Origin of the sequence: Streptomyces sp. NPDC029216 (assembly GCF_040648015.1) — a bacterium.
GTDB lineage: Bacteria > Actinomycetota > Actinomycetes > Streptomycetales > Streptomycetaceae > Streptomyces.
Map to the genome: position 1 here is coordinate 1 of NZ_JBEZWL010000193.1, position 12,402 is coordinate 12,402.

Genomic DNA, 12,402 nt, shown 5'->3' on the forward strand with positions numbered 1-12,402 from the left:
GCTGGAAATTCGCTGCGCGAATTCCAGCCCCGCCGGTGTTCGAGGCGCTACTGGGCCGGGGTGTCGGCCGTGATGGCGAGTTCCGCCGTGATGTCGGCCGGGCGGCGCCAGCCGCGTTCGCCTCGGGCCAGGAGCCAGGCCGTGGCCTCCTGCGGGGGCATCGCCGCGGCCACCAGCCAGCCCTGGACGGCGTCGCAGCCCAGGTCGCGGAGGCGTTCCCACGTCTCGTCGTCCTCGACGCCTTCCGCGACCACGAGGAGACCCAGGGAGTGGGCCAGGTCGACCGTGCAGCGGACGATCTCCGCGTCCTGGGCGTCCACGGCCAGACGGGCGACGAACGAGCGGTCGATCTTCAGCTCGCTCACCGGGAGGCGGCGCAGGTGGACCAGGGAGGAGTAGCCCGTGCCGAAGTCGTCCAGGGACATCTTCACGCCGTGGCCCGTGAGGCCCGCCATGGTGTCGGCCGCGCGCTGCGGGTCCTCCAGCAGGACGTGTTCCGTTATCTCCAGCTGGAGGCCGCTCGCGGGCACCCCGTGGCGGGCCAGGCGGGCCGCCACGGCGCCCGCGAAGCCCGGGGTGTGGACGTCGCGCGGGGAGACGTTGACCGCGACCGGGACCTTCAGCCCCTGGGCGCGCCAGCGGGCGACCTGGGCCAGGGCGGTCTCCAGGACGTACTCCGTCAGGTGCGGCATCAGGCCCGAGGTCTCGGCGATCGCGATGAACTCGTCGGGAGGGACCCGGCCGCGTTCCGGGTGGACCCAGCGGACCAGGGCCTCCAGGCCGGCCACCTGGCCGTCGAAGCGGACCTTGGGCTGGTAGTGGAGTTCCACTTCGCCCGCGTCCAGGGCGCGGCGGAGGTCGCCGAGGAGGCCGAGGCGGTCGGGCGTGTTGCTGTCGCGCTTGGACTCGTAGACCTCGACGCCCGTGCGGTCCCGCTTCGCCTGGTACATGGCGACGTCCGCCCGCCGCAGCAGGCCCTCCGCGTCCAGGGCGTGGTCCGGGAAGACCGCGAGACCGGCGCTGGCTTCCAGGACCAGGGTCAGGCCGTCGAGGTCCAGCGGGGAGCTGAGCTCGGCGACCAGGTGGCGGGCGACCCGCTGGGCGCTGGTGGTGGAGTCGGTGGTGGGCAGGAGGACCGCGAACTCGTCCCCGCCCAGGCGGGCCGCCTCGGCGTCTTCGGGGAGGGCCTCGCGCAGCCGGGCGGCGATCTGGAGCAGCAGCCGGTCCCCCGCCAGGTGGCCCAGGGTGTCGTTGACGGCGCGGAAGCGGTCCAGGTCGATCAGTACAAGAGCTGACCGGGTGCCCAAACGTTCAGCCTCGTCCAGCGCCGACCAGGTCCGCTCCAGCAGCCACTGCCGGTTCGGCAGCCCGGTCAGCGGGTCGCGGAGCTGCTCCTCGGCGCGGGCCCGCGCGATCCACAGGGTGGAGTCGAGCGCGATGAGCGGTACGGCGAACAGCGGCAGCAGCACCGGCTGGGTGCTGGCGACCACGCAGATCAGCGGGGCGATGCCGAGGAGGGCCGCCGCCACCAGGGCCTGGCGGAGCAGGGCCGTGCGGGCCACCGTGGGGAGGCCGCCGCCGGGCGGGGTCAACGCGAACCACAGCAGGACCCGGGTGACGAGGAGGTAGGAGACGGCCACCAGGGCCACCTCGGGCGCGGCCGCCAGGTTCCAGGTGGTGGGCAGCCACGGTGACTCCACGGTCGGCGCGTCGCCGAAGGCGGCGAGGACGAGGGCCCCCGCGCCGATGCCGAGGATGTCGACGGAGCCGTGCAGCAGGCCCTGCCGCCAGCGGTGCCGGCGGGCGGCCCCGACCAGGGAGACCACCGCCAGGGAGACGAGTCCGGCGGGGACCCAGCCGTAGAGGATGAGCACGCCGAGGGTGAGGGCGGCGCCCGAGCCCGTACCGCCCCACCAGCGGTCCCGGCCGAGGGCGACGAGGTGGCCGACGATGATGCCGGTGAGCAGGGCCAGCGCCCAGCCGACCGATCCGCCGGGGAACAGCGCCTGACGGGCGGTCAGCGCGGAGACGACCCCGCCGGCGAGCACCACGGCGGAGAGGCCGACGACGACCAGGGGCAGCGCGGTGCGCCGCTGCTGTCCCGCTCCGCTGTCCAGGGGACGGGTCTCCGGTGTCCTGGCACCCAGGACACCGAGTCGGCCCGCCCGCAAGGGCGGGGGTTCCCCGCCGAATTCAGGTGACGGGTCGGCGCTTTCGGTGGGTTTCATGCCCGTCCCTCTCACAGCCGGCGATGCCGATGTCACGCGATGGCCCCGATGTCATGCCATCACGGCTGGAAGGCACATCAGGCAGCCGTGCACGACAGGCGCACCCCACAACAGTAGGACGGGAGAGGCTCCCAGGGGCAGCAGTCGGCGGTGGTTGCCCGAATGCGACCCAGCCATCCTCATCAGTACGGTATCCGCCGAACGGGTGAGTTTGGACCAGGACCCCCCCGTCACCCCTCCGATGATCCGACAGCTCACCGGCCTCCGACCAGCCATGTACCGGCCGTTTGCCACCGGGCACCGCGCCGGGCGTGCGCCCGCCCTTACGGCCGCACGCCGCGCATCCGTTCGCGGTATTACTCCCCCGCGGCCCCGCCGTCCAGCGGGAGCGCCGCCTCCCGGGCCGCGTCGGGCCCCTGTTCGAGGAGGACGGCGAAGCCGGCGTCGTCGAGGACCGGGAGCTTCAGCTGGACGGCCTTGTCGTACTTCGATCCGGGGTTGTCGCCGACCACGACGAAGGAGGTCTTCTTCGACACCGAGCCGGTGACCTTGGCACCCCGGCTCTGCAGGGCCTCCTTGGCTCCGTCCCGGGTGTGGCTCTGCAGGGTGCCGGTGACGACGACGGTCAGGCCCTCCAGCGGGCGCGGCCGCTCCTCCTCGCCGGAACCTTCCTCCTCCATCCGGACGCCGGCCGCCCGCCACTTGCGCAGGATCTCCTGGTGCCAGTCGACGGCGAACCACTCCTTGAGGGAGGCCGCGATGATCGCGCCGACTCCCTCGGTCGCGGTCAGCTCCTCCTCGGTGGCCTGTTCGATGCGGTCGATCGACCGGAACTCGCGGGCGAGGGCCTCCGCGGCGACCGGGCCGACGTGCCGGATGGACAGGCCGTTGATGATGCGGGCCAGCGGGCGCTGCTTGGCGGCCGCGATGTTCTCCAGCATGGCCAGGGCGTTCTTCTTCGGCTCGCCCTTCTGGTTGGCGAAGACCGTGACGATCTTCTCCTCGCCCGTCTTCGGGTCCCGCTTGGGCAGTCCGCTGTCAGGGTCCCGGACGTACGCCTTGATGGGGAGGATGTCCTCGATGGTGAGGTCGAAGAGGTCGCCCTCGTCGAGCAGCGGCGGCTGCGCCGGCTCCAGCGGTCCGGTGAGGGCGGCGGCGGCCACCATGCCGAAGTTCTCGATGTCGAGGGACTGCCGGCCGGCCAGGTAGAAGAGGCGCTCGCGCAACTGGGCGGGGCAGGTCTGCCCGTTGGGGCAGCGGACGTCGATGTCCCCTTCCTTCATCGGGCGCAGGGCCGTCCCGCACTCGGGGCACTCCGTCGGCATGACGAACTCGCGCTCGCTGCCGTCGCGCAGGTCCACCACGGGTCCGAGGATCTCGGGGATGACGTCGCCCGCCTTGCGCAGGACGACGGTGTCCCCGATGAGGACGCCCTTGGCCTTGACGACCTCCTGGTTGTGCAGGGTCGCGAACTCCACCTCGGAGCCGGCCACCGTCACCGGCTCGACCTGCGCGTACGGGGTGACGCGCCCGGTGCGGCCGACGCCGACCTTGATGTCGACGAGCTTGGTGTTGACCTCTTCGGGGGCGTACTTCCAGGCGATCGCCCAGCGCGGGGCGCGGGCGGTGGAGCCGAGCCGGCCCTGGAGTGCGATCTCGTCGAGCTTGACGACGACCCCGTCGATCTCGTGCTCCACGGAATGCCGGTTCTCGCCGAAACGCGTGATGAACTCGCGCACCTCGGCGAGGGAGGACACCACCGCGTTGTGCTGGGCGGTGGGCAGGCCCCACTCGCGCAGCAGCTCGTACGCCTGGGACTGGCGCTCGATCTCGAAGCCCTCGCGGGCGCCGATGCCGTGCACCACCATGTGCAGCGGGCGGGTCGCGGTGACCTTGGGGTCCTTCTGGCGCAGCGAACCGGCCGCGGCGTTGCGCGGGTTGGCGAAGGGCTTGCCCTCGGCCTCCACGAGGCGGGCGTTGAGCTCCTCGAACTTCTCCATCGGGAAGTAGACCTCGCCGCGGATCTCGACGAGGGCCGGGACCCGGTCGCCCTTCAGGCGGTCCGGGATCTCGGCGATGGTGCGGACGTTGGGCGTGATGTCCTCACCGGTGCGGCCGTCGCCGCGGGTGGCGGCGCGGGTCAGGCGGCCGTTCTCGTAGGTGAGGTTGACGGCGAGGCCGTCCACCTTGAGCTCGCACAAGTAGTGGTAGTCCGGGGTGTTCACGTCCCGGGCGACCCGCTCGGCCCAGGCGGCCAGCTCCTCGTCGTCGAAGGCGTTGTCGAGGGAGAGCATCCGCTCGCGGTGCTCGACCGAGGCGAAGTCCGTCTCGTACGCCCCGGCCACCTTCTGGGTGGGCGAGTCGGGGGTGCGCAGCTCGGGGTACTGCTCCTCCAGGGCCTCCAGCGAGCGCAGCAGCTGGTCGAACTCGGCGTCGCTGACGACCGGCTGGTCGTTCACGTAGTACCGGAAGCGGTGCTCCTCGACCTGCTCCGCGAGCAGCTGGTGCTGCTCGCGCGCCGCCGTCGGTACTGCCATGTCCTGCTGTTCGGCTGCCATGCCGTGTCCTCCCGTGGCCCGTCCTCGACCGTCACTCAGGGTTGTCGGCGAGCGACCTCGCCGCCCTGACGCAGTGGGCCTGCACCGCGCGGGCGTACGCGGGCGAGGCGCCCGCCAGACCGCACGACGGGGTGACCACGACGGACTCGGCGAGAGTCCCCGGGGCCAGCCCCAGCCTGCGCCAAAGCTTCCTGACACCCATGACGCTACCGCCCGGGTCCGACAACGGGCCGTCGGTGCCCGGCACCACTCCGGCGAAGAGTCTCATCCCGCCCTCGACGGCCTCGCCGATGGCGTCGTCCTCGCGCTCGGTAAGCAGGGAGAAATCGAACGAGACGGCCGCGGCTCCGGCCCGCCGCAGCAGCGCGAAGGGGACGTCGGGCGCGCAGGAGTGCACGACGACCTCCCCGTCGTGGACGGCGAACAGGTCGCGCAGGCCGCTCTCGACGACCTGCCGGTCCACGGCCCGGTAGGTGCGGTAGCCGCTGGCGGAGCGGACGCGGCCGAGCAGCACGGCGGTGAGCGAGGGCTCGTCGTACTGGAGCACGATCTCGGCGCCGGGGACGCGTTTGCGGACGTCGGCCAGGTGGCCGCGCATGCCCTCGGCGAGGGAGGCGGCCAGGTCGCGGCAGGCCCCGGCGTCCTGGAGGACGGCTTCGCCGCCGTGCAGTTCCAGGGCGGCGGCCAGGGTCCACGGTCCGACGGCCTGGACCTTGAGCTTGCCGGTGTACCCCTGGGTGAACTCCTCCAGGGCGTCGAGGTCCTCACCCAGCCAGGAGCGGGCCCGCCGGGTGTCGCGTCCCGGGCGGTCGCTGATCCGCCAGCCGCTGGGCTCGACGTGCGCGTACAGGTCGACGAGCAGTCCGAGGGAGCGGCCGATCATGTCGGCGCCGGGCCCGCGCGCGGGCAGCTCGGGCAGGTAGGGGAAGTCCTCGAAGGACCCCGTCGCGGTCTTGGCCGCCTCCCGGGCGTCGCCGCCCGGGAGGGAACCCACACCGGTGGCGCTCGCCGTCATCGGCCGGGCCTGACGGTCAGGTCGTTGACCTCGGCGTCACGCGGAAGGTCGACGGCCATGATGATCGTGGTCGCCACCGACTCGGGGTCGATCCAGGCCGAGGGGTCGTACTCCTTGCCCTCCTGCGAATGGACCTTGGCCTGCATGGGGCTGGCGGTGCGGCCGGGGTAGACGGAGGTGACGCGGACGCCGTTGGCCCGCTCCTCGGCGCGCAGGGAGTCGGCGAGGGCCTTGAGGCCGTGCTTGGAGGCGGCGTAGGCGCTCCAGTCGGCGTGGGCGTTGAGGCCGGCGCCGGAGTTCACGAAGACGACGGTCGCCTTGGAGGCCCGCAGGGTGGGCAGCAGGAGGCGGGTGACCTCGGCGGGGGCGATGAGGTTGACGTTGAGCTGCTGGTGCCAGGTCTTGGGGCGCAGCTCGCCGACGGGGCCGAGGTCGACGATCCCGGCGATGTGCAGGAGGGAGTCGATCCGCTCGGGCATGGGCTGCTTGGAGAAGGCCCAGGAGAGCCGGTCGGGGTCCGCGAGGTCGCCGACGAGGGTCCGGGCGCCGGGGTAGCGCTCGACCAGCTGCCGGGCGCGGGCGGCGTCGCGGGCGAGCAGGATGAGGTCGTCGCCGCGGGCGTGCAGGCGGGCGGCGACGGCGGCGCCGATGCCGGATCCGGCGCCGGTGATCAGGTGAGTAGGCATACGGCCCATGCTCGCATCCGCCCGGCCCCCGCCGCCGCCTCGGTACGCCGCTCCCGCCGGCGGGCCTACAGTCCGGCGGCCGCGCGGAGGGCGGCGGCCCGTCCCGAGGCGTCGTAGTCGGCGGGGACGCCCTCGACGAGTACGGCCTCGCCGGGGATGTGGTCGGTGCGCAGCGGGAGGATGGCCTGGTAGGCCGGGGAGGCGTACCAGGCGCGGGCCCGCTCGATGTCGGGGAAGCCGATGATGACGACGGTGCCGGGGAAGGGGCCCTCCATGACCTCGACCTCCTTGCCGTGGACGAGGAAGCGGCCGCCGAAGGGGTCCATGGTCGCCTGGATCTCCTCGATGTAGCGCAGGACGTCCTCGTTGACGGTGGGCCGGCGCAGGTGGGCGATGGCGTACGCGGTCATGTCGGTCTCCCCTGACGGTGCGCCGGGGCGGTCCCGGCCGTTGCACCGATGCTGTCAGCGGGCGTCGGCCGTGGCGATTACCCCGGAGGTCATGGTGTGGGGGTGGAAGGTGCGCCGGTAGCCGATCGGGGAGACCCCGAAGGCGGTGCGCATGTGCTGGCGCAGGGAGTTGGCGGAGCCGAAGCCCGAGCGGTGCGCGACCAGGTCGACGGGGAGGTCGCTGGACTCCAGCAGGTGGCGGGCGATCTCCAGGCGCTGGGCGGTGAGCCACTGGACGGGGGTCATGCCGACCTCGTCGCGGAAGCGCCGGGTGAAGGTGCGCAGGCTCATCCGGGCGTGGGCGGCGAGTTCGGCGAGGGAGATCGGTTCGGCGAGCCGTTCCAGGGCCCAGGCCCGGGTGGCGGTGGTGGTGGCCACGGTGGGCTCGGGGACCGGCCGGTCGATGAACTGCGCCTGCCCGCCGTCGCGCCAGGGCGGTACGACGCACATGCGGGCGGCCCGGTTGGTGACGGCGGCGCCGTGGTCGCGGCGGATCAGGTACAGGCACAGGTCGACGCCGGCGGAGACCCCGGCGGAGGTCAGGACGTCGCCGTCGTCGACGAAGAGGACCTCCTCGTCGACCAGGACGCGGGGGTAGGCGCGGCGGAACTCGGGGGCGAGGTTCCAGTGGGTGGTCGCCGGCCGGCCGTCCAGGAGTCCGGCGGCGGCGAGCACGTAGGAGCCGGAGCAGATGGAGACCAGGCGGGTGCCGGGCCGGATGCCGGCGATGGCGGCGGCCACCGCGGGCGGGAGCGGGCCGCCGAGGGCCAGTTCGGGCATGGCGTGGGTGGGCGGGATGATCACCGTGTCGGCGGCGGCGAGGACCTCGGGGCCGGCGGCGGGCTGGAGCGTGAAGCCGGAGTCACTGGGGACGGACTCGCCGTCGGCGGTGCAGACCACGACCTCGTACAGGGGCTCGCCGGCCTCGTCCACGGCCTGGCCGAAGACCCGTGAGGGGATTCCGAGCTCGAAGGGCGGGAAGCCGGGCAGGGCGAGCACCGCGATCAGGTGCCGGCCCTGCGGGCCGCTGCCGCCGGGGACGGTGCGTGCGCCGGGTGCCGTGGGTTCCTCGCTCATGGCCAGATCCTGTCACATAGTGGCCAGACGGCCAATACTGCTGGGGTGCGCGAGGCCCGAATCTGAGTGATGTCGCCGGGCAAGGCCCGGAAAAGTACGGAATCAGTCGGAAAGAGGCAGTAGACATGCGTGCGATCGTCGTGAACGAGTGGGGCGGCCCCGAGACCCTCGTCGAGCGGGAGATCGACCGGCCGGAGCCCGGCCTGGGCGAGGTCCTGGTCCGCGTCCACGCGGCCGGCGTCAACCCGGTCGACTGGAAGACCCGTGCGAGCGGGGCCCTGATCGCCTGGGGCGAGACCCCGATGGTGGGCTGGGACGTCTCCGGCACCGTCGAGGCGGTCGGCCCCGGCGTCACCCTCTACGCCCCCGGGGACGAGGTGTACGGCATGCCGCTCTTCCCGCGGCAGGCGGGCGGCTACGCCGAGTACGTGGTCGCCCCCGCCCGGCAGCTGGCGGCGAAGCCGGCCTCGCTGAGCCACGTCGAGGCCGCCGCCCTGCCGCTGGCCGCCCTGACCGCCTGGCAGGCGCTGGTGGACACCGCGGACGTGCGCCCCGGCGAGCGGGTCCTGGTGCACGCGGCCGCCGGCGGCGTCGGGCACCTGGCGGTGCAGATCGCCAAGGCGCGCGGGGCGTACGTGATCGGCACCGCCAGCGCGGGCAAGCACGAGCTGCTGCGCTCGCTGGGCGCGGACGAGGTCGTGGACTACCGCGCGGTGGCCTTCGAGGACGTCGTCTCGGACGTGGACGTGGTCCTGGACGGCCTCGGCGGCGAGATCGCCGAGCGCTCCCTCTCGGTGCTGCGCGAGGGCGGCCGGCTGATCACCCTGCCCGGCCCGGACGACGTCCCGGCCGACACCCGCGGCTTCCGCGCGGACTTTGTGCTGGTCGAGCCGGACCGGCTCGGGCTGCGCGAGATCGCGGCGCTGGCCGACAGCGGCGCACTGAAGCCGCTCGTGGACACGGTGCTGCCGCTGGAGCAGGCCGGCAAGGCCCACGAGATCGGCGAGCAGGGCCGGACCACCGGCAAGATCGTCCTGACGGTGGCCTGAGACCCGAGACCCGGCACCCCGGGCCCCGGGACCCGGATCAGACGGCGGCGGTGGCCCGGGTGGTCGTGGCGATCGTGGCGGAGCCGACCACGCGGGTGCCGTCGTAGAGCACGATCGCCTGGCCGGGGGCCACGCCGCGGACCGGCTCGGTGAAGCGGACGCGCAGCTCCCCGTCCACGACCTCGGCGAAGACCTCGGTCTCACCGCCGTGGGCGCGCAGCTGGGCGGTGTAGGTGCCCGCGGGGGCGGGCGTGGCGCCGCACCAGCGGGGGCGGATCGCGGTGAGCGCGGTGACGTCGAGGGCCTCGGCGGGGCCGACGGTGACGGTGTTGTTCACCGGGGAGATGTCGAGGACGTAGCGGGGCTTGCCGTCGGGGGCCGGGTGGCCGATGCGCAGGCCCTTGCGCTGGCCGATGGTGAAGCCGTACGCCCCGTCGTGGGTGCCGACCTTCTCGCCGGTCGCCTCGTCGACGATGTCGCCCTCGGCCTTGCCCAGGCGCTTGGCCAGGAAGCCCTGGGTGTCGCCGTCGGCGATGAAGCAGATGTCGTGGCTGTCGGGCTTCTTCGCCACGGCCAGGCCCCGGCGCTCGGCCTCGGCGCGGATCTCGTCCTTGGTGGTGACCGTGTCGCCGAGCGGGAAGAGGGCGTGGGCCAGCTGCTTCTCGTCGAGGACGCCGAGGACGTACGACTGGTCCTTGGCCATGTCGGAGGCGCGGTGCATCTCGCGCGTGCCGTCCTCCTTCTCCACGATGGTCGCGTAGTGGCCCGTGCAGACGGCGTCGAAGCCGAGGGCGAGGGCCTTGTCGAGCAGCGCCGCGAACTTGATCTTCTCGTTGCAGCGCAGGCAGGGGTTCGGGGTGCGCCCGGCCTCGTACTCGGCGACGAAGTCCTCCACGACGTCCTCGCGGAAGCGCTCGGCGAGGTCCCAGCAGTAGAAGGGGATGCCGATGACGTCGGCGGCGCGGCGGGCGTCGCGGGAGTCCTCGATGGTGCAGCACCCGCGGGCGCCGGTCCGGAAGGACTGCGGGTTCGCGGAGAGCGCCAGGTGGACGCCGGTGACGTCGTGCCCCGCCTCGACCGCACGCGCGGCGGCGACGGCGGAGTCCACGCCGCCGGACATGGCGGCCAGGACGCGGAGGGGGCGGGTGGTGCGCGGCAGGTTCTCAGTCATAGCGCCTTCCAGAGTACGGGGAACCGCGCGGGGTCACAGCGCGTTATCGGCGGTGGGGGGTGGATCACATGACCGAAAAGGGGAAGGGCGGGGGCCGGACCCGTCGGGCGGTGCTGTTCGGCGGGCTCGGGGTGCTCGTCGTGGGGGCGCTGGCGGAGCACGAGCAGATCGAGCGGGCCTGGTGGCTGCTGCCGGGGGTGAGCAAGCCGCGGCAGGAGGGCGCCGTCGACCACGCGGGGGTGAGCTGGACGGCGGCCTCGCCGGCGAACTGGCGGATGGCGGACCGGCCCGACGACTACCGGGTGGACCGGATCGTCATCCATGTCACACAGGGGGACTTCGCCTCGTCGGTGGACGCGTTCAAGAACCCCTTCCACAAGGCGTCGGCGCACTACATCGTGCGCCAGGACGGGCATGTGGAGCAGATGGTGCGCGAGCTGGACGTGGCCTTCCACGCCGGGAACCGGTCCATGAACGAGCGCAGCGTCGGCATCGAGCACGAGGGCTTCGTCGACCGGCCGCAGGACTTCACGGACGCGATGTACGCGGCGTCGGCCCGGCTGGCGGCGGACGTCTGCCGGAGGTACCGCATACCGGTGGACCGCACGCACTTCCTGGGCCACTCGGAGGTCCCGGGCGCCGACCACACCGACCCGGGACCGCATTGGGACTGGGACCGGTACCTGCGGCAGGTCCGGGAACAGCTCGCGGCCCTGGGCGGCTGAGGGGGGGCGCTAGCTGAGGCCTGCCGTGCGGGCCCGGGCCACGGCCGGGCCGATGGCCGCCGCCACCGCCGCGACGTCCTCCTTGGTGGAGGTGTGCCCCAGGGAGAACCGCAGGGTGCCGCGGGCGAGCTGCGGGTCGGTGCCCGTCGCGAGCAGGACGTGGCTGGGCTGGGCGACGCCCGCCGTGCAGGCGGAGCCGGTCGAGCACTCGATGCCCTGCGCGTCCAGGAGCAGCAGCAGGGAGTCGCCCTCGCAGCCGGGGAAACTGAAGTGGGCGTTGGCCGGGAGCCGGTCGACGGGGTCACCGCCGAGGACGGCGTCGGGGACGGCCGCCAGGACGGCGGCGATCAGCTCGTCGCGCAGCGCGCCGATCTCGGCGGCGAACCGCTCGCGCCGCTCGGCGGCCAGGACGGCCGCCACCGCGAAGGCGGCGATGGCCGGCACGTCGAGGGTCCCGGAGCGGACGTGCCGCTCCTGGCCGCCGCCGTGCAGCACGGGGACGGGGGTCTGGTCGCGCCCGAGGAGCAGGGCGCCGATGCCGTAGGGGCCGCCGATCTTGTGGCCGCTGACGGTCATCGCGGCGAGTCCGCTGTCGCCGAAGCGGACGTCGAGCTGTCCGACGGCCTGGACGGCGTCCGAGTGCAGCGGGACCCCGTGCTCCCGGGCGACGGCGGCCAGTTCGCGGACCGGCATGACGGTGCCGATCTCGTTGTTGGCCCACATGACCGTGGCCAGGGCGAGGTCGTCGGGGTTGCGCTCGACGGCTTCCCGGAAGGCCTCGGGGCGGACGCGGCCGTGGTGGTCGACGGGGAGGTACTCGACGTCGGCGCCTTCGTGCTCGGCGAGCCAGTGGACGGCGTCGAGGACGGCGTGGTGCTCGACGGGGCTGGCGAGGATCCGGGTGCGGGCCGGGTCGGCGTCGCGGCGGGCCCAGTAGAGGCCCTTGACGGCGAGGTTGTCGGCCTCGGTGCCGCCCGCGGTGAAGACCACCTCGCTGGGGCGTGCGCCGAGGGCGTCGGCGAGGGCCTCGCGGGCCTCCTCGACGGTACGGCGGGCGCGGCGGCCGGCGGCGTGCAGGGAGGAGGCGTTACCGGTGGCGGCGAACTGCGCGGTCATCGCCGCGGCGGCTTCCGGGAGCATCGGTGTGGTCGCGGCGTGGTCGAGGTAGGCCATGATTTTTTGATTCTACGAGCCCCCCGGCCCGAGGGGGCCCGCCCGGGGGCGGTTGTACGGGGCGGGGGGGCTTGGGGGTGGGGCGGGGTCGGGGGGTGGCGGGGTTTCGGCGGGGCGGTCTCAGGGAGGGGCTGGGGGCTTCCCGTCAGTCCCACTGTCCTTCCGGTTCGGGCCGGCCTGTCAAGGGCGCTCCCTTCGGTCGCGTCGCTTCGCGATGTCGCTGCGCTCCACCCTTGACAGCCCGTCCCGCCCCGGAAAGACAAGGACTGTC

General features: G+C 73.4%; 10 protein-coding genes. 2 read left to right on the forward strand and 8 right to left on the reverse strand.

The genetic code is table 11. The annotated features are described in order from the left end of the window. Positions 1-47: 47 nt before the first annotated feature. The 6 genes from AB0F18_RS35970 to AB0F18_RS35995 form a co-directional block, all read right to left on the reverse strand. Positions 48-2,228, reverse strand: coding sequence for a bifunctional diguanylate cyclase/phosphodiesterase (locus AB0F18_RS35970; RefSeq protein ID WP_362068682.1), 2,181 nt, complete (start codon positions 2,226-2,228; stop codon positions 48-50). 356 nt (positions 2,229-2,584) lie between these two features. Continuing rightward, a complete protein-coding gene (gene ligA, locus AB0F18_RS35975) occupies positions 2,585-4,786 on the reverse strand; it encodes an NAD-dependent DNA ligase LigA (protein ID WP_362068685.1) in 2,202 nt (733 codons plus the stop codon). A 31-nt stretch (positions 4,787-4,817) separates the two neighbouring features. Further along, the gene (locus AB0F18_RS35980; protein WP_362068688.1) at positions 4,818-5,801 is read right to left on the reverse strand and encodes a methionine synthase; all 984 of its coding nucleotides are present in this window, start codon (positions 5,799-5,801) and stop codon (positions 4,818-4,820) included. Continuing rightward, positions 5,798-6,487, reverse strand: a complete 690-nt coding sequence (locus AB0F18_RS35985) for an SDR family oxidoreductase (protein ID WP_362068691.1) — start codon at positions 6,485-6,487, stop codon at positions 5,798-5,800. Before AB0F18_RS35985 ends, AB0F18_RS35980 begins: the two co-directional genes overlap by 4 nt. A gap of 65 nt (positions 6,488-6,552) precedes the next feature. Then, entirely contained in the window at positions 6,553-6,897 is a 345-nt protein-coding gene (locus AB0F18_RS35990) for a DUF1330 domain-containing protein (protein ID WP_362068694.1), read from the reverse strand. Positions 6,898-6,951: 54 nt separating this feature from the next. Next, positions 6,952-8,013 (reverse strand): helix-turn-helix domain-containing protein, encoded by a 1,062-nt coding sequence (locus tag AB0F18_RS35995; protein WP_362068697.1) that lies wholly within the window; start codon positions 8,011-8,013, stop codon positions 6,952-6,954. Between the two features lie 125 nt (positions 8,014-8,138). On the opposite strand from AB0F18_RS35995, the gene AB0F18_RS36000 reads away from it, so the two are divergent. Next, positions 8,139-9,062, forward strand: a complete 924-nt coding sequence (locus tag AB0F18_RS36000) for an NADP-dependent oxidoreductase (RefSeq protein WP_362068700.1) — start codon at positions 8,139-8,141, stop codon at positions 9,060-9,062. A gap of 37 nt (positions 9,063-9,099) precedes the next feature. Here the strand turns inward: AB0F18_RS36000 and mnmA are convergent, their stop codons facing one another. After that, a complete protein-coding gene (gene mnmA, locus AB0F18_RS36005; protein WP_362068703.1) occupies positions 9,100-10,233 on the reverse strand; it encodes a tRNA 2-thiouridine(34) synthase MnmA in 1,134 nt (377 codons plus the stop codon). 68 nt (positions 10,234-10,301) lie between these two features. Between mnmA and AB0F18_RS36010 the strand changes: the two genes are divergently transcribed. After that, positions 10,302-10,958: an N-acetylmuramoyl-L-alanine amidase gene (locus tag AB0F18_RS36010; protein WP_362068706.1), complete on the forward strand. Its 657-nt coding sequence runs from the start codon at positions 10,302-10,304 to the stop codon at positions 10,956-10,958. 9 nt (positions 10,959-10,967) lie between these two features. Here AB0F18_RS36010 and AB0F18_RS36015 read toward each other — a convergent pair whose 3' ends face one another. Next, positions 10,968-12,131: a cysteine desulfurase family protein gene (locus AB0F18_RS36015; protein ID WP_362068709.1), complete on the reverse strand. Its 1,164-nt coding sequence runs from the start codon at positions 12,129-12,131 to the stop codon at positions 10,968-10,970. Positions 12,132-12,402: the final 271 nt, after the last annotated feature.